This is a genomic window from Saccharopolyspora dendranthemae, from assembly GCF_007829955.1.
GTDB classification, from domain to species: Bacteria; Actinomycetota; Actinomycetes; order Mycobacteriales; family Pseudonocardiaceae; genus Saccharopolyspora; species Saccharopolyspora dendranthemae.
Genome location: NZ_VIWX01000003.1, coordinates 411,329 through 428,722, shown reverse-complemented (window position 1 = coordinate 428,722; position 17,394 = coordinate 411,329). Strand labels below are relative to the sequence as shown.

Annotated in this window: 13 protein-coding genes; 8 read left to right on the top strand and 5 right to left on the bottom strand. The window is 69.9% G+C overall.

The genetic code is table 11. The annotated features are described in order from the left end of the window. The first annotated feature begins 134 nt into the window (after positions 1–134). From FHU35_RS17155 to FHU35_RS17125, 7 genes are all read left to right on the top strand, one after another. The gene (locus FHU35_RS17155) at positions 135–1,085 is read left to right on the top strand and encodes an ATP-binding cassette domain-containing protein (RefSeq protein WP_145740838.1); all 951 of its coding nucleotides are present in this window, start codon (positions 135–137) and stop codon (positions 1,083–1,085) included. Further along, entirely contained in the window at positions 1,082–1,882 is an 801-nt protein-coding gene (locus FHU35_RS17150; protein ID WP_145740836.1) for an ABC transporter permease, read from the top strand. Before FHU35_RS17155 ends, FHU35_RS17150 begins: the two co-directional genes overlap by 4 nt. 232 nt (positions 1,883–2,114) lie before the next feature. Further along, entirely contained in the window at positions 2,115–2,645 is a 531-nt protein-coding gene (locus FHU35_RS17145) for an OmpA family protein (RefSeq protein WP_145740834.1), read from the top strand. A gap of 195 nt (positions 2,646–2,840) precedes the next feature. Beyond that, on the top strand, positions 2,841–4,592 hold the full coding sequence (locus FHU35_RS17140; RefSeq protein ID WP_145740830.1) for a hypothetical protein: 1,752 nt from the start codon (positions 2,841–2,843) through the stop codon (positions 4,590–4,592). 124 nt (positions 4,593–4,716) lie between these two features. Then, positions 4,717–5,940 (top strand): MFS transporter, encoded by a 1,224-nt coding sequence (locus FHU35_RS17135; protein ID WP_145740827.1) that lies wholly within the window; start codon positions 4,717–4,719, stop codon positions 5,938–5,940. Positions 5,941–6,076: 136 nt separating this feature from the next. Continuing rightward, complete coding sequence (locus FHU35_RS17130; RefSeq protein ID WP_186459471.1) at positions 6,077–8,035, top strand: PhoX family protein; 1,959 nt, start codon at positions 6,077–6,079, stop codon at positions 8,033–8,035. Between the two features lie 363 nt (positions 8,036–8,398). Then, positions 8,399–10,456 (top strand): PhoX family protein, encoded by a 2,058-nt coding sequence (locus tag FHU35_RS17125; protein ID WP_246110369.1) that lies wholly within the window; start codon positions 8,399–8,401, stop codon positions 10,454–10,456. A 91-nt stretch (positions 10,457–10,547) separates the two neighbouring features. Here the strand turns inward: FHU35_RS17125 and FHU35_RS17120 are convergent, their stop codons facing one another. Then, entirely contained in the window at positions 10,548–11,840 is a 1,293-nt protein-coding gene (locus FHU35_RS17120) for an MFS transporter (RefSeq protein WP_186459497.1), read from the bottom strand. Between the two features lie 128 nt (positions 11,841–11,968). Here FHU35_RS17120 and FHU35_RS17115 point away from each other — a divergent pair, with 128 nt between their 5' ends. Then, positions 11,969–12,661, top strand: coding sequence for an SDR family oxidoreductase (locus FHU35_RS17115; protein WP_145740821.1), 693 nt, complete (start codon positions 11,969–11,971; stop codon positions 12,659–12,661). A gap of 248 nt (positions 12,662–12,909) precedes the next feature. Here FHU35_RS17115 and FHU35_RS17110 read toward each other — a convergent pair whose 3' ends face one another. The 4 genes from FHU35_RS17110 to trmB form a co-directional block, all read right to left on the bottom strand. Then, positions 12,910–14,241 (bottom strand): amidohydrolase family protein, encoded by a 1,332-nt coding sequence (locus FHU35_RS17110; protein ID WP_145740819.1) that lies wholly within the window; start codon positions 14,239–14,241, stop codon positions 12,910–12,912. Between the two features lie 70 nt (positions 14,242–14,311). Continuing rightward, positions 14,312–14,800, bottom strand: coding sequence for a DinB family protein (locus FHU35_RS17105; RefSeq protein WP_145740817.1), 489 nt, complete (start codon positions 14,798–14,800; stop codon positions 14,312–14,314). A gap of 428 nt (positions 14,801–15,228) precedes the next feature. Next, complete coding sequence (locus tag FHU35_RS17100; RefSeq protein WP_145740815.1) at positions 15,229–16,437, bottom strand: nitric oxide synthase oxygenase; 1,209 nt, start codon at positions 16,435–16,437, stop codon at positions 15,229–15,231. 186 nt (positions 16,438–16,623) lie between these two features. Then, positions 16,624–17,337 carry a tRNA (guanosine(46)-N7)-methyltransferase TrmB gene (gene trmB / locus FHU35_RS17095; RefSeq protein WP_145740812.1) on the bottom strand — a complete coding sequence of 238 codons (714 nt, stop codon included), beginning with the start codon at positions 17,335–17,337 and terminating at the stop codon, positions 16,624–16,626. Positions 17,338–17,394: the final 57 nt, after the last annotated feature.

The following is a 17,394-nucleotide window of genomic DNA, read 5'->3' as shown; positions in this document are numbered from 1 at the left end:
CGTGCCACCCTCCCCCCGCACCCCGCCTGACCTGCGTTCCCGTCCGCAAAAATCCCCCTGTCGGAAATTCGGGAGCGCTGTGTCACCCCGCCGACCTACAGTGGCGCGAACCGGATATCACGCTGGGGGATGAGATGACCGCAGTACGTGCGGAATCACTGGTCAAGAGCTTCGGCCGCACCCGCGCCCTCAACGGCATCGACCTGGAAGTCCCCAGCGGTGAGGTCCTCGGGCTCCTCGGCCCCAACGGCGCGGGGAAGACGACCACCGTCCGGATCCTGACCACGCTGCTGCGGCCCGATTCCGGCCGCGCGTTCGTCGCCGGGCACGACGTGCTCGCCGACCCGCACGCCGTGCGCCGCTCGATCGGGCTCTCCGGGCAGTACGCGGCCGTCGACGAGAACCTCACCGGCTACGAGAACCTCCACATGGTCGGCCGCCTCTACGGCATGTCCCGCTCGAACGCCTCCGCCCGGGCCCGGCAGCTCATCGACCGCTTCAACCTCGCCGACGCGGCCGACAGGCCCTCGAAGGGCTACTCCGGCGGCATGCGCCGCCGGCTGGACCTGGCGGGCGCGCTGGTCGCCTCGCCCGCCGTGGTCGTCCTCGACGAACCCACCACCGGACTCGATCCGCGGGGCCGGCTCGACACCTGGGAGGTCATCGGCGAACTCGTCGCCGACGGCACCACCGTGCTGCTGACCACCCAGTACCTGGAGGAGGCCGACCAGCTGGCCGACTCCATCGCCGTCATCGACCAGGGTCAGGTCATCGCCAGCGGCACCGCCGACCAGCTCAAATCCCGCGTCGGCGGCGAGCGCCTGCAGCTGGTCGTGCACGACGCGGACGACCTGCCGGTGGTGACCCGGGTGCTGAGCGAGGTCGGCGTGGGCGAACCGCAGGTCGAGGAACCCCTGCGGCGGGTCACGGTGGCCGTCGAAGCCGGGTCGAAGGCGCTCATCGAGGCCTTGCGGCGGCTCGACCTCGACAACGTCGCGGTCAACGACGTCGGCCTGCACCGGCCGACGCTGGACGACGTGTTCCTGGGACTGACGGGCAGGCACGCCGAGGAGGAGCAGGCATGAACGCGCTGGCGGTGAGCATCCGCGACAGCAACGTCGTGGCCTGGCGGAACCTGATGAACATCAAGCGCAACCCCGACCTGCTGCTGGCGGGCACCGCGCAGCCGATCATGTTCGTGCTGATGTTCGCCTACGTCTTCGGCGGCAGCCTCGGCGGCGAGGCGTACCGGGAGTTCCTGATCGCCGGGATCTTCGTCCAGACCGTGGCGTTCAACAGCGCCTTCACCGTGATCGGCCTGGCCAACGACCTGCAGAAGGGGATGATGGACCGCTTCCGGTCACTGCCGATGTCGCGGGTGGCGGTGCTGCTCGGACGCACCACGTCGGACTTGCTGGTCAGCGTGCTGACCGTGGTCATCATGTCGCTGTGCGGGCTGATCGTCGGCTGGCGGATCCGCGGGAGCGCGCTCGACGCGATGCTGGCCTTCGGTCTCCTGCTGCTGTTCTCGTTCGCGATGTCGTGGGTCGGGGCCTACATCGGGCTGGTGGCGCGCAGCGTCGAGGTCGCGCAGAGCGCCGGTCTGCTGTGGATGTTCCCGGTGACGTTCGTTTCTTCGGCCTTCGTCCCCGCGGAGTCGATGCCCGGCCCCCTGCGGACGTTCGCCGAGTGGAACCCGATCACGGTGTACTCGGACGCGTTGCGGCAGCTCTACGGCAACCCGGTGCGGGTGACCGGTCCTCCTCCGGACAGCTGGCCCGCTCAGCACGCGGTGCTGTACTCGATCCTCTCGGCGCTGGTGATCCTGGCGGTCTTCATCCCGCTCGCGGTGGCTCGCTACCGCCGCGTGGCGAGTCGGTGACCAGTCCGTCAAGCTGTCCACAGGGGACAGCCAGAAGACCGGAGAAATACCACGTTTTCCCTGATGGAACACACCACGGTGGTAACTCCATGGTGTGAAAAGAGCCCGGACTCGCCCGTTGGTTGAGCGAATTCGGGCCGATCGACCCGCACTATCTGGCCCGTCTCCGAGAAACGCACCACGGACCGCGAGGTGGGTAATGCGCCGAACCAACGTCAAATACGCAGCAGCAGTGATCGCTTGCACGTCGGCATTGCTCGCCGGGTGCGGTGGCGGCCCAGAAGGCGGGATGCCCGCTCCTCCGGCACCTCCGGGTGGCGAGCAGCAGCCCGGAGGCGGCGAGCAGCCGCCGCCCGGTGGTGGCGAGCAGCAGCCCCCCGGCGGGATGGGTGAAGGCGAGCAGGGCGGTGACCAGGCCAAGGCCCAGCTGCAGGGGCAGCTCGACCAGCTCAACCAGAGCGCGCCGATCACGTTCGACCCGGACAGCAGCGAGCTCAACGAGCAGGGCAAGCAGACGGTGACCAAGGTCGCCGAGATGCTCAAGACCGCTCCGCAGGAGCTGAAGTTCCAGGTCTCGGGCTTCACCGCGTCCGGGACGACCTCCGACAAGGACAGCAAGGAGCTGTCGCAGGCGCGCGCCCAGGCGGTCGCCGACCAGCTCGCGCAGGCCGGGATCCCGGCCGAGCGCCTGCAGGTCAACGGCGAGGGCGACGCCGGCGGCGACCCGGCCGCCTCCCGGAAGGTCGAGGTCAAGGTCCAGTAGCAGGTCCCAGGAGCGGGGCGGCCGGAGCACGATCGGCCGCCCCGCTCCTGCGCGTGCCGCGAGGTTCGCGCTGCCATCACCCGATCGGGGAGTCACGACACGAGTGCACGACCCCGCCCGCGCTCCGCGGATGCGGTTCGGGTTGTCTCTAACCTTGAGGCACGAGATCCGCACACGTGAGCGAATGGGGTCGCCATGCGCACCGTCTTCATCCACGGCGAGCAGGAACGCTTCGACGAGGCCTGCGCCGAACTGATCGACCGCTTCACCCGCCGCCACCCCGAGCTCGGCTCGGCGGAGCTGCTCGAGCTGCTGCTCGACGACAAGGTCCTCGCGGACGGGATGCTCGCGCACTGGTGCGAGGACGACCTCGTGCGAGTCCTGACCGAGGTGGTGCCACGGCGGGCGGTGCTGACCGACGACTGGTCGGCAGCCCCGGAACTGCTGCACCGCTGGCTCGATTTCCTCGCCGATGAGCGCCTTCTGACCTCGAACGATGCGGTGTCGGCACTGCACGAGGCGGTCGACGCGGCCACTCCCGCCTACTTGCGGGCGATGGCCGATCCGAGCGAGTGGGGTTCGGACAAGTTCTGGACGATCACCATGCGGGAGCTGGGAGTCGACGACTCCGACGACGCCGCGGTGGAGGCGTTCCACGATGCCGTCGACGCCGGTGAGCTCGACGTCGACCAGGACACCGCCGACGAGATCACCTCGCGCGAGGCCGCCGAGCCGACCCCGGAGCCGAAGGTGTGGCTGAGCCCGGTGGAGCTGGCCGAGGACGAGCCGCACCGCGAGATCGCGGCGGGCGCTCCGATCATCGACCGCATCCGCTCGGTCGTGGAGCACGCCGGCGAGGGCGACGCCGAGAAGCTGGCCGCGACCCTGGGCAGCGACACCGGCACGGCCGGGCTGCTGCTGGAGTGGGCGCAGCGCGCCGGGCTGCTGCGGAGCCACGGCGACCAGCTGGTCCCGACGCTGATCGCCGCGCCGCTGCTGGCCCAGCCGGAGCTGGTGTGGACGAAGCTGTGGCAGAGCTTCGTGCTGCTCGACGACGCCTTCCGCGAGGGGCTCGACGCGATCGCCGGGGACGAGGACGACGACGAGGACAAGCTGCCCGACCTGGTCCAGTCGGTGCTGAGCGTGCTCTACGGGGCCGGCGAGCCGATCCCGCTGGAGATCGTGGCGTTCACGGCCGCCGACGTGCTGGACGCCGACGACCAGAACCCGGTGAACGAGCTGGTGGGCCGGATCGTCGAGCAGTGGGAGTCGATGAACGCGCTGCGCACCAGGCCCGCGACCGAGGAGGAGCGCGCCGAGATCCCGTTCACGACCTACGTGGAGCTGCTGCCCGCGGGCGTGTGGGCCGCGCGGGAGTCGTTGCGGGCGTTCGGATTCCACGTGCCGACCATGGATTCGCTGCGCCTGGCCCCGGCGGAGCTGGCGGTGCTGCTGTTCGCCGCTTCCCCACCGCCGGCTCAGGAGGCGCTGGCGGCGAGCTGGATCGGCGACCGGGGTGCGCAGCAGGCGGCCGAGGAGCTGACCGCGCTGCTGGAGCTGGTGGACGACCCGGTGGTCCGGCTGCCCGCGCTGGCGCTGCTGGAGCAGACCGGCGAGGACGGCGTCACCGCTGCGCGCGCGGTCGCCGACGACTCGGTGTGCGGTCCGGCGGTGCGGATGTGGCTGGAGTCGGCCACCGGCGAGCAGGTGGCGCGCGAGGGCGACCAGCTGTTGGTCGGCGTGGACGCGATGGCGGTGGTCCTGGAGACGGACGTGGGGCTGTTCATGGGCGACTTCGCGGACCAGCCGCAGGACGAGCAGCTGCGCATGGTCGGCGACCTGGCCTCCAGCGAGCACGCGTACGCGAACGTGCTGCTGGCGGCGATCGCGGAGCACCACGAGGTCGAGGAGGTCTCGGCCGCCGCGAGGAACGCGCAGGATGCCTGATTCGCGGTGACGCTGCTCATGTCCGTTTGTTCTGCTAAAGAGAATTGTTTAGCATTGCGAACGAATTGACTTGGAGCAGCCGCAACCGCAGCTGCCGACGCCGTGGATGAGGGGTGGCGTGGCGATGAGCACCGGGCACGAAGTTCGGTTACTCGACGTCTTCAAGGGACAACCGAAGGCGGTGTGGATCACCGCGTTCGCGGCGGTCATCGCCTTCATGGGCATCGGCCTGGTCGATCCGATCCTGCTGTCCATCGCCCAGGCGATGAACGCAGGACCGGAGCAGGTCACCTTGCTGTTCTCGTCCTACCTGGGCGTTCAGGTCGTGGCGATGCTGGTCACCGGCGCCTTCAGCGCCCGCTACGGGCCGAAGCGCACGGTGGTCACCGGCCTCGTGCTGATCGTGCTGGCGACCATCGCGTGCGCGCTGGCCGGTTCCATCGGCCAGCTCGTCGCGCTGCGCGCGGTGTGGGGCCTGGGCAACGCGTTCTTCATCGCCACCGCGCTGTCGGTGATCGTCGGCGCCGCCTCGGGCGGTCAGCAGGCCGCGGTCCTGCTGTACGAGGCGGCGCTGGGCATCGGCCTGTCGACCGGCCCGCTGCTCGGGGCGCTGCTCGGCGACATCTCCTGGCGCGGCCCGTTCGCGGGCACCGCCGCGCTGATGGCCGTCGCGCTGATCCTCTCCGCCGGTTTCCTGCCCAAGGACGGCGACCGCTCGACCCGCGCCAAGATCGGCATCCTCGATCCGATCAAGGCGCTCAAGCACGGCGGACTGCTGCGCACCTCGCTGGGCTCGGCGTTCTACACCGCCAGCTTCTTCATCGTGCTGGCCTGGTCGCCGTTCGTGCTGGAATTCGGCGCGATCGCCGTCGGTCTGGTGTTCTTCGGCTGGGGCCTGTGCGTCGCGGTCGCGGGCGTGACGCTCGCGCCGAAGCTCGCGGCCCGCTTCGGCGAGGTCGGCGGCACCATCATCGCCGTGCTGCTCTACGCGGTGATCCTCGGCGTCATGGCGTTCGGCACGAAGCCCGTCGTGGTCGTCGGCGTGATCCTCAGCGGCCTGGCCTCGGGCCTGCTCAACACGCTGTTCACCGGCTCGGCGATGAGCGTCAGCGACGCGCCGCGGCCGGTCGCCAGCGCCGGGTACAACTTCTGCCGCTGGCTCGGCGGCGCCGCGGCCGCCACCCTGGTCGGCCACGTCGCCACCTGGTTCGGCTCCGACCACGCGCCGTTCGGCGTCGGCGCGGCCCTGTGCGTGATCGCCGCGCTGCTGCTGGTCACCGACCTCCGCACCAAGGCCGACCGGCACCAGGTCCCGGCCGAAGCCGCCGTGGTGGGCGAAGAGGTCTGATCGGACGGAGCGGAGGGGCGTGCGGATCTGAAATCCGCACGCCCCTCCTCGCGTTCGCCCATTGTTCGCCAAGAGGTTGCGCGCTGGTCACTTTCGCTTACGCTCCAAGCCGTTCTCGAACAGCCTGGAGGTCCCCGTGTCTCCCGAACGTCGATTCCTGCCGCTGCTCAACGCCGGCGGACGTGCCCGCGTTACCTGCCGGTACCGGTGCGGTGACCAATGCGCCGAACATCCCCCGAACAACTCGGACAACGCCTACTTCGGGCAGGTCCTGGGTCAGGTCCTCAGCCGCCGCGGCCTGCTGAAGGCCGGCGCGGTGGCCTCCGCCGCGCTCGCCGTCCCAGCGCTCGCCTCCCGCGAAGCCGCTGCCGCACCGGGTCTGGACTTCGTCCCGATCCAGCCCAACACCGAGGACGCCGTGGTGATCCCGGAGGGGTTCCAGCAGGAGATCGTGATCCGCTGGGGCGACCCGATCCTGCCCGGGGCCCCGGAATTCGACTTCGACGCCCAGACCCCGGAAGCGCAGGAGCGCCAGTTCGGCTACAACAACGACTTCTGCGCGCTGCTGCCGCTGCCCGACGGGCGCAGGCTGATGGTCAACAACCACGAGTACGTGACCGAGGAGTTCGTCTTCCGCGGCTACGACCCGGAGAACCCGACCGAGCAGCAGGCGAAGATCTCCTGGGCCGCGCACGGGCTTTCAGTCGTAGTGCTGGAGGACCGGAAACCGGTGATCGACCCGCTGAACCGGCGGATCACCCTCAACACCCCGTTCGAGCTGCGCGGACCCGCTGCCGGGAGCGACCTGCTGAAAACCCCCGCGGACGCCACCGGAACGCGGTCGCTGGGCACCATGAACAACTGCTCCGGCGGTGTCACTCCGTGGGGCACGATCCTGTCCGGCGAGGAGAACTTCCACCAGTACTTCGCCCACGCCGACGGCGTCACCGATCCCGCCACCCGGCAACGCCTGGCGCGCTACGGGGTCTCCGGTGGTGCGACCGACCGCAAGTGGGAGCGGTTCGACTCGCGCTGGGACCTGGCCCAGCAGGTCAACGAGCCCAACAGGTTCGGCTGGATCGTCGAGGTCGACCCGCACGATCCGTCCTCCACCCCGGTCAAGCACACCGCGCTCGGCCGCTTCAAGCACGAGGGCGCCAACATCCGGCTCCTCGACGACGGCCGCGTCGCGGCGTACATGGGCGACGACGAGAAGTTCGAGTACCTGTACCGGTTCGTCTCCGACGAGAAGATGAAGCCCGGCAGCACCGGACTCGCCCGCAGGCACAACATGTCGCTGCTGGACTCCGGGACCCTCTTCGTCGCGAAGTTCACCGGTGACAACCCGACCGAGATCGACGGGACCGGAAAACTGCCCTCCGACGGCGAGTTCGACGGCGTCGGCGAGTGGATCCCGCTGGCCCACAACGACACCAGCTTCGTCGAGGGGATGAGCGCCGAAGAGGTCTACGTCTTCGCCCGCCTGGCCGCCGACGAGGCCGGCGCCACCAAGATGGACCGGCCCGAGGACGTGCAACCGCACCCCACGACCGGGCGCGTCTACGCGGCGCTGACCAACAACTCCGATCGCGGCACCGAAGGCGAAACGCCCGCCGACGAACCGAACCCGCGCAACACCAACAAGCACGGCCAGGTCCTGGAGCTCGACGACGACCCGGCAGGCGTGCGGTTCAGCTGGCGGCTGCTGCTGGTCTGCGGTGATCCCGCCGACCCGTCGACCTACTTCGGCGGGTACGACAAGTCGCAGGTCAGCCCGATCACCTGCCCGGACAACGTCGCCTTCGACAGCCAGGGCAACCTCTGGATCACCACCGACTCCAGCGCCGCGCTCGGCTTCAACGACGGCCTCTACGCCGTCCCGCTGGAAGGTCCGGAACGCGGGCACGTCAAGCAGTTCCTGAGCGTCCCCCGAGGCGCCGAGGCCTGCGGCCCGGTGATCGAGGACGACCTGGTCCTGGTATCCGCGCAACACCCGGGCGAGCTGGACGGCGCCAACGCCGACAACCCCGCCAGCCACTGGCCCGACGGAGGAACCACCCAACCCCGCCCCTCGGTGGTCGCGGTCTGGCGCTGATCGCAGAGCCCACCACGACGACATCCCGGCACCGCGAGACCGGCACGGCCACGTGCCGGTCTCGCGGTTCTCGACGTCCCGAATCCCCGTGACTCAGCGGCTGGTGACGAGGACCCGGACGTCACCCGGTCCCAGTTTTAGTCCAAACTGAGCCGACATTTCGGACATGATCATGGCTCAGTTATGACTAAAACTGGGACTTGGTGCGGCGGGTGCCCGCGCCGAGGGCTGGCAGCACGGACTCCCGGCGGGGTGTAGACGACTCTGCGTTGCTTGTTCGGTTCTTGTTCACCCGGATGTACCGGGGACATCGCCCGATCTGACTAGCGTTCGAGTGTTCCGACCAATCCCATGGAGGTCCGCTTGTCTTCCCGACCGGACAGCGGGCGGGTCATCCCGCTCCCTCTCGCATCCCACCACAGCGCCGGCCGTTCCTCGATCACCTGCAAGTACCGCTGCGGCAACGCCTGCCAGCACGAGGCGCCGAACACCTCCGGCAACGCCTACTTCGGTGACATCGTCGAGTCCGTGCTCAGCCGCCGAGGCGCGCTCAAGGCCACCGGCGCGCTCGCGCTGACCGTCGGCGGCGCCGCCGTGCTCAACGGCACCGCCGCTGCCGCACCCGGGCCCGCGCCGGCCCGAGGCGCCGTACCCGGCACCGACTTCGCGCCCGTCGCGCCCAACACCGAGGACGCCGTGGTCATCGCCGACGGCTACCGGCAGGGCGTGGTGATCCGCTGGGGCGATCCGGTCGTCGAAGGCGCGCCCGAATTCGACTTCGCCCACCAGAGCGCGGCCGCGCAGGAGAAGCAGTTCGGCTACAACAACGACTTCGCCGAGCTCATCGCGCTGGACCGCACCGGTTCCGAGCACCTGCTGGTGTGCAACCACGAGTACACCACCGAGGAGCACATGTTCCTCGGCTACGACGAGAACAACCCCACCGAGGAGCAGGCCCGCATCGCCTGGGCCGCGCACGGTCTGTCGGTGGTGCTCGTCAAGCGCCAGGACGACGGCAGCCTCACCCCGGCGCCCAGCCGCTACAACCGGCGCATCAGCCTCAACACGCCGTTCGAGCTGCGCGGGCCCGCCGCGGGCAGCGACCTGCTGAAGACCTCGGTCGACCCGACCGGCACGACCGCCTTCGGCACCCAGAACAACTGCGCGGGCAGCCTGACGCCGTGGGGCACGATCCTGTCCGGCGAGGAGAACTTCAACCAGTACTTCGCCAACGCCGACGCGATCACCGACCCGGTCGCCAAGGAGCGCCTCGGCCGCTACGGCATCGAAGGCAAGGCCAGCACCCGCAAGTGGGAGCGCTTCGACAAGCGCTGGGACATCGCGCAGGAGCCCAACGAGGTCAACCGGTTCGGCTGGATCGTCGAGATCGACCCGCACGACCCGTCCTCCACCCCGGTCAAGCACACCGGCCTCGGCCGCTTCAAGCACGAGGGCGCGGCGATCCAGATCGCCGACGACGGCCGCGCGGTGGCCTACACCGGTGACGACGAGCGCTTCGACTACATCTACAAGTTCGTCTCCCACGGCAAGGTCAAGCAGGGCACCAGCGCTTTGGCGCGCAGGCACAACATGACCCTGCTCGACGACGGCACGCTCTACGTCGCGAAGTTCACCGGCAACAGCCCGGCGAGCGAGATCGACGGGACCGGGAAGCTGCCCGCCGACGGCGAGTTCGACGGCATCGGCGAGTGGATCCCGCTGGCCAGCGGGAAGGAGTCGTTCGTCCCGGGCTTCACCGCCGAGGAGGTCTACGTCTTCACGCGGCTGGCCGCCGACGCGGTGGGCGCGACGAAGATGGACCGGCCCGAGGACATCCAGCCCAACCCGGTCAACGGCAAGGTCTACTGCGCGCTGACCAACAACACCAACCGCGGCAGCGAGGGCAACGCCGCTCCGGACGAGGCGAACCCGCGCGTCGGCAACAAGCACGGTCACGTGCTCGAGGTCGACGACGACACCACGGGCACCCGCTTCGGCTGGAAGCTGCTGCTGGTGTGCGGTGATCCGAACGACGCGGGCACCTACTTCGGCGGGTTCGACAAGACCCAGGTCAGCCCGATCTCGTGCCCGGACAACGTGGCCTTCGACCGCCACGGGAACCTGTGGATCTCCACCGACGGCAACGAGCTGGACTCCAACGACGGACTGTTCGCGGTGCCGGTCGACGGGCCGGAGCGCGGTTTCGTGAAGCAGTTCCTGACCGTGCCCAAGGGCGCCGAGACCTGCGGGCCCGTGGTGCGCGACAAGCTGGTGACCGTGTCGGTGCAGCACCCGGGCGAGATCGACGGGCACAGCGCGGAGAACCCCGGATCGCACTGGCCGGACGGCGGCACCTCGCAGCCGCGCCCGTCGGTCGTGGCGATCTGGCGTGAGGACGGCGGTGAGATCGGCCGCGGCTGATCTCACCTTGCGAGCGCGGGGGTCCCCGGCCACACGGCCAGGGACCCTCGTTGCGTTCTCGGCCCCGCACCCGGGGAGACGGGGGCGGAGGTCAGTCCTGGCGCTGCGCTGGGGCAGCTCGGAGGGCGATGACCGTGAGGGCTGCGGCGACCATGACGATGCCGACGACCCAGAGGCCGGTGCGCTGCGAGCCGGTGACGTCGGCCAGGGCTCCGGTGATGTACGGGGCGGCGAAACCGCTGATGTTGCCCAGCGAGTTGATCAGAGCGATGCCGCCCGCCGCCGCGGCGCCGGCGAGGAAGTTGCTCGGCAGCGCCCAGAACGTCGGCAGCGCGGCGCACACGCCGACCGCGCAGATCGTCACCGCCACCATCGCCATGAACGGGTTGCCCAGGTAGAGCGCGATCGGGATGGACACGCCGCCGAGCAGCATCGGCAGCGCCACGTGCCACACCCGCTCCCGGGTGCGGTCGCCGTGCGCCGCCCAGATCACCATCGTCACCGCACCGATCACGTACGGAACCGCCGTGACCAGACCGGTTTCCATCGTCGACAGCTCGGTCCCGTACTGCTGCTCGAAGCCCTTGACGATCGTGGGCAGGAAGAAGCCCAGCGCGTACAGCCCGTAGGCGATGCCGAAGTAGACGAACGCCAGCGCCAGGATCCGCGGGTGCGTCAACGCCTTGCGCAGCGGCCACGCGTGCGCGGACTCCGTCTCGGCCCGCTCGGCTTCCAGCTGACCGGACAGCCACTCGCGCTCCTCGGCCTTGAGCCACGTCGCCTGCTCCGGCCGGTCGGTCAGGTAGAACCAGGTGACCACCGCCAGCAGCATCGCCGGCACGCCTTCGACCAGGAACATGAACCGCCAGCCGGACAGGCCGAAGAGGCCGTGACCGCTGCTGATCAACGCGCTGGACACCGTCGCGCCGATGGCGCTGGAGACGGGAACGGCGGCCATGAACAGCGCGACCGCTTTCGCCCGCTGCACGGCGGGGAACCAGTACGTCAGGTACAGGATGATGCCCGGGAAGAACCCGGCTTCGGCGATGCCCAGCAGGAATCGCAGCGCCACCAGCGTCGTCGCGTTGGGCACGAACGCCATGACGGTGGCGACGATCCCCCAGGTGATCATGATCCGGGCCAGCCACTTGCGGGCGCCGAAGCGGTGCAGGGCGAGGTTGCTCGGCACCTCCAGCACCAGGTAGCCGAGGAAGAAGATCCCCGAGGCGAAGCCGAAGACCGTTGCGGTCATGCCCAGTTCGTCGTTCATCCCGTTCGGCCCGGCGAAACCGATGTTCACGCGGTCCAGGTAGTTGACGAAGTACAGGAGGCACAGGAAGGGCATCAACCGGACCGCGACCTTGCGCAGGATCCGGTTCTGCATCTCAGCGGAGACGTTGGGGCTGCTCACCGGAAGGGCATACGCGCCCGCGACCCACCCGGTCAAGACCGGACCGGGCGAGGGGACGGCCGGTGACCTGGGTGAATTGCGCCACCTGTAGCGTTAAAGACATGCCCGAACGCCCGATTGCCCTGGTCACCGGCGCCTCACGAGGCATCGGGGCCGCGGTCGCGCGTGAGCTGTCCGACACACATGACCTGTTGTTGGGCGGCCGCGACACCGACGCCATCCAGTCCCTCATCGACGAACTACCCGGTGCCGCCCGCGCGTGGCCGGTCGAACTGACCGACCAGTCCGCGCTGGCCGACGCCACGACCGACATCGAGCGCGTCGACGTCCTGGTGCACTGCGCCGGACTCGTCGAGCTCGGCACCATCGCCGACGCCACCGGCGATTCCTGGCGGCGCACCTTCGAGGTGAACCTCTTCGCCGTCACCGAGCTCACCCGCCTGCTGCTGCCGCAGCTGCGCGCCTCGAAGGGGCACGTGGTGCTGGTGAACTCCGGTTCCGGCCTGAACCCCAAGCCGAACTGGGGTGCCTACTCGGCCAGCAAGTTCGCGCTGCGCGCGTTCGCCGACGTCCTGCGGGCCGAGGAAGCCGCCAACAGCGTGCGCGTGACCTCGGTGTTCCCCGGCCGGACCGCGACGGACATGCAGCGCACCGTCCGCGAGCAGGAAGGCGGAGCCTTCGACGCCGACCGCTACCTGCGCCCCGAGTCCGTCGCCCGGCCGATCATCTCGGCCGTGCACGCCACCCCGGACTCGCACCTCACGGAGATCATCGTCCGCCCCGCAGCGGCCTGATCTCCCGCACTCACAGAGCCCCGGACCCACGGTCCGGGGCTCTCGTCATCCAGGAACCGTTGAACGCGGCGGTAGCCGCCGTTTCAGGTGTGGGACTCAGCCGGCACCGCCGCGGGTTCTGACACGTCTTCTGGCTGAGTACGCCGCGACGCCGTGTATTGGCATACATCAGGAGTGGCGCACGGAGGCCAGAAGACGTGTCAGGTTCCGCCACCCGCACCGCCACGCAAACCAGCCCCGAAACTGACCTACCCCCGGACGTGTTGGGCTGCGGTGCGGGCTGCGGCCTGCACCGTGCGCCGGTCCACGCGGGTGGGTTCCCGGTCGTTGAGGACCTCCTCGCCGGCCACCCACGCGTCCCGCACGCTGCGAGAGCCCGCCGCCCACACCACGTTGGACAGCACCTGCTCGTCCGGCGCGTCGAGACCCGTTGCGAACGCGGGGTTGTCGACGTCGAGGTGCACGATGTCCGCCCACCGGCCCGGTTCCAGGGCACCGATGTCGTCCCTGTGCAGCGCCTCCGCCCCACCTCGGGTCGCGGCCAGCAGCGCCGCCCGGGCGCTCAGCGCGGTCGCGTCACCGGTCACGGTGCGCGCGAGCAGGCCCGCGAGCTGCACCTCTTCCCACAGGTCGAGGTCGTCGTTGCTGGACGGGCCGTCGGTGCCCAGCCCCACCGGGACTCCGGCGTTGAGCAGCTCGACCAGTCGCGCGGTGCCGGAGGCGAGCTTGGCGTTGGATCCCGGGCAGTGCGCCACGCCGACGCCGCGACTCGCGAAGAGCGCGATGTCCTCGTCGCTGAGGTGCACGCCGTGCGCCGCCGTGACCCGTCCGTCCAGCACGCCGAGCTTGTCCAGCAGTGCCGGGACCGAGCCGTGCTCCTCGCGTTGAACGGCGTCCTCGGTGCGGGTCTCGGCGACGTGGGTGTGCACGAGGGCGTTGCGCTGCTGCGCCGACTCGCCGATGGTCTGCAGGGCCTCGGTGGGCAGCAGGTAGGCCGAGTGCGGGCCGTAGGCGAGCTCGATGCGCTCGCCGGGACCGAAGCGCAGGCCGTCGGCGTCGATCCAGCGGTCGATGGCCTCGACGGCGCCGCGCCAGCCGCCGAGCGCTTCCAGCGCCGGGGTGTCGATCACGGCGGAGGCCAGAACCGCGCGGGACCCCACCGCCAGCGTCGCCTCGACCATGGATTCGGCGATGAAGTACATCTCGGCGCTGGTCGTGATGCCGGCGCGCAGCATCTCCACGCAGCCCAGCTCCATCCCGGCCCGCACGTCGGACGGCCGGAGCCTGGCCTCGGCCGGGAAGATCACCTCGTTGAGCCAGCGCAGCAGCGGGAGGTCCGCTCCCATCCCGCGCAGCAGCGTCATCGGGCTGTGGGCGTGCGCGTTGATCAGACCGGGCAGCAGGATCCCGACGCACTCCCGGACGACGACGTCGTTCGGCCGTTCCGGCGCGCCCGGTCTGGGGCCGCAGTAGCTGATGCGGCCGGTGTCGTCGACGTCCACCACGGCGTCCCGGATGACCGAGCAGGCCGGGTCGCAGGGCAGGGCCATCGGTGCGTGCAGGCGGAGTGCGGTCGGCATGACGGCATTCTGCCGCACGGCTTTCCGCACCCGGACGGCCTCGGTGCGCGGACGCCGTCCGCTGCGGTCCTCAGGAGCGGGCGGCGACGATCTGCTCGCGCAAGATGTCGCCGTGACCGGCGTGCCTGGCGAACTCCTCGATCATGGCGACGAGGGTCCACCGCATGCTGACCGCGCCCTCGCGGGGGTTCTCCTTGACCTCGTCCAGGTCGAAGCGTGCCGCGATCTCCCGCGATCGCCGGCTGGCCCGCTCGAACTCGGCGATGACGTCGGCGAGGGACTCGCCGTCGCCGACGGCGAACGTGCCTTCGTCGCGTTCCGAGTACCCGTCGCACTCGCTCGCGTCGAGTCCGCCCCAGAAGCGTTGGAACCAGATCCGTTCCGCGGCGGCTGCGTGCTTCAGCAACGAGAGGGGCGTCGTCAACGAGGTGACGAGTCGCCGCCGGGCGTCCGCGTCGGAGAGGCCGTCCGCGGTGGCGACGAGGGCTCCGCGGTTGCGGTCGAGCACGTTCTCGAGGATGGCGCGCTCAGCTCCGTTGGTGACTCTGGGATCGCTCATGCGGTTCGCTCCGATCTCCTTCACGAGGGACGACGTCCTGATCAGCGGGTTGACCGAAAGGCCGACGGCGCGCTGGCCTATCGGCTGATCTCCGCGCCCCGATTGCTGGCCTGCGGGCCGATACCGGTTTCCGGCGTGGTGGACGAACCTGGAATCAGGCCGGAGCGAGGCCCCGCCCCTAGGGGCTGGACCCCGATGGGCCAACCGAATGATCAGGGAAAACATCCCCGGCTGGCCGATCCGCGCAGGCCCTGGCAGCAGCCACGCTGGGAATGACGAACCCGAGTCGGGGAGGTTCACCATGTTCGAAACGACGATGACCGCAATTGCCGCCGCGATCGCCATGCTGGCGTTGCTGCTGATGGCGCTGAGCTCGGTGCTGCCGGATCTGCTGGAGAACGGCAATCACGGCGAGAGCACCGGCCGCTTCAGTCCTGGGGCAGGTCCGTGCCCAGACACCGGCGGCTCATCCGGGCCAGAACGTCGTAGCGGGGCCGATTTCGCTCTTCTGGAGACGCGGCCCGCTCAGGCGCGACCGACGCTCGGTGCCCGGTTACCCGCACCTCCTGCGCTGGTGGATCGTCCGCTCCGCTTCTGGCCCGGCGGGCCGCGGTCCTGCTCACCGTGAACGCGGGCGCCGAACCGCTGGGACGCCGTCCCGCGCGCAGCCACTCGAGCCGGTGCAGGGCTTCGCTGTGGTGATCGGTGATGGTCACGCGGGCGGCGTCGAAGGAGTGCAGGACGGCCCGGTTGATCTCGACGATCGCCCGGTCCCGCCACAGGCTGCGTTCGGTCGAGGTGTCCATGCCGAGTCGTTCGGCGACCTGCGGGGTCTGTCCGTAGGCGTTGTCGTCCGCCAGGCCGCGGGTGCCGATCTCGGTTCCCACGAACCAGGTGTTGAACGGTGCTGCCGGGTAGCGGATCCCGCCGATGGTCAGCTGCATGTTGCTGATCAGCGGGACGCTGTGCCAGCGCAGTCCGAGCTCGCCGAACCAGCGGTAGTCGGGGTGCTCCAGCGGCACTTCCTGGACGACGTCGCGCGGCACCGGGGCGAGCTTGACGCCCTCGTGCTCGGTCTCGACGACCAGCGGCAGGTGGTCGAAGCGCCCGCGCTCGGCCGGGGGTTTCCACCCGAGGCGCTGCACCTGCGAGGTGAAGCCCTGGTAGCGGGCGTCGCCGAGCACTCCGCCGTCGGCCAGCGCGTAGCCGGCGTAGCGGACGACCTGCTCGTTCCAGATCTGCGGTCCGGGGGCGTCGGGGGAGTCGGGGGCGAAGACGGTGACCAGGGGCTGGATGCGGCCGGAGTGGGTGGCCAGCCGGAGGTGCTCGAAGCACTCGCTGGCGATGGCCGAGGCGTTGCGCAGCCCGCGCAGGTCGCGGACCTTCAGGCGCCGCCAGGGCAGGCCGCTGGTGCACCAGCCGCTGTCCCGGAGAGCGACGCGAGCGCCGTAGGTGAGCTCGGCGGTGGTGTGCCGGTAGGTCCCGGTCTCGGCGATGCTGCGCCGGACCTCGGCGAGCCGATCGCGCAGCGAGCCGGCTCCGGGGTGGGCGGAGTGGAACGAGCGCAGGAAGTCCTCGGCGGCCGTTTCCGACGGGGTCGTCTGGCTCGGGATGAGTTCCTCGCGAATAGCCGTCACGCCGCGAAAACGTAGTCGTGAAACCTGCTCACACGGCAGCCCTGATCCGTTCTCTTTCCGGTGATCTTGACTGGCCACTAATGAGTGGTCGATGACGTGATGTAACTAGTTTCGACGCGATTGACGGATCCCTTGATCGACCATTCGAGTGAACATCTAGGTCGATCAAGGTTCGCCCAGGTGGAGTCAGACCCGTTCGTAGATGAGGTCGTGGATCTCGCGACCCTCGTCGTGCGCGCGGTTCTCGAACTTCGTGACCGGACGCCACTCGGGCCGCGGAGCCCAACCACCGGGCTCGTCGGCGTAGCGGTTGCGCAGCTGCGGCTCGGCCTCGCACACCGCGAGCATCTGCTCGGCGTAGTTCTCCCAGTCGGTGGCCAGGTGCAGCACACCGCCGGGGCGCAACCGCGAGGTGATCAGCTCGACCGACTGGGGCTGCACCAGGCGGCGCTTGTGGTGGCGCTTCTTCGGCCACGGGTCCGGGAAGTAGATCCGCACCTCGTCCAGCGAGCCCGGCTCGACGTGGTCGCGCAGCAGCACGACGGCGTCACCGCGCAGCAGCCGGAGGTTGGCGGCCTCGAACTTCTCGGCGCGCAGCATCAGCTGGGCCAGACCGGGCTTGTAGACCTCGACCGCCAGGTAGTTGACGTCCGGCTGCGAGGCGGCGAGCTGGGCGGTCGTCTCGCCCATGCCCGAGCCGATCTCCAGCACCACCGGAGCGCTGCGGCCGAACCAGGACTCGACGGCCAGCGGCCCCTCGGGCAGCTCGGTGACGTCAGAACCGAGCTCGGGCCAGTAGCGGTCCCAGGCCCGCTGTTGCCCGACGGTCATCCGCTCGCCTCGCTGGACGTAGCTGACGACGGTGCGGCGGAACGGAACCTGCTGGTCAGAGGAATTCACGAGGAAGAATTATCGCAAACCGGCGACGGCGCCCGCGTGCAGGCCCGCTGCCGCGGG

Excerpts from the sequence above, each read along its gene's own strand:
- FHU35_RS17155 (WP_145740838.1), top strand. The coding sequence starts at position 135 with ATGACCGCAGTACGTGCGGAATCACTGGTCAAGAGCTTCGGCCGCACC.
- FHU35_RS17150 (WP_145740836.1), top strand. The coding sequence starts at position 1,082 with ATGAACGCGCTGGCGGTGAGCATCCGCGACAGCAACGTCGTGGCCTGG.
- FHU35_RS17140 (WP_145740830.1), top strand. The coding sequence starts at position 2,841 with ATGCGCACCGTCTTCATCCACGGCGAGCAGGAACGCTTCGACGAGGCC.
- FHU35_RS17135 (WP_145740827.1), top strand. The coding sequence starts at position 4,717 with ATGAGCACCGGGCACGAAGTTCGGTTACTCGACGTCTTCAAGGGACAA.
- FHU35_RS17120 (WP_186459497.1), bottom strand. The coding sequence starts at position 11,840 with ATGCAGAACCGGATCCTGCGCAAGGTCGCGGTCCGGTTGATGCCCTTC.
- FHU35_RS17115 (WP_145740821.1), top strand. The coding sequence starts at position 11,969 with ATGCCCGAACGCCCGATTGCCCTGGTCACCGGCGCCTCACGAGGCATC.
- FHU35_RS17110 (WP_145740819.1), bottom strand. The coding sequence starts at position 14,241 with ATGCCGACCGCACTCCGCCTGCACGCACCGATGGCCCTGCCCTGCGAC.
- FHU35_RS17105 (WP_145740817.1), bottom strand. The coding sequence starts at position 14,800 with ATGAGCGATCCCAGAGTCACCAACGGAGCTGAGCGCGCCATCCTCGAG.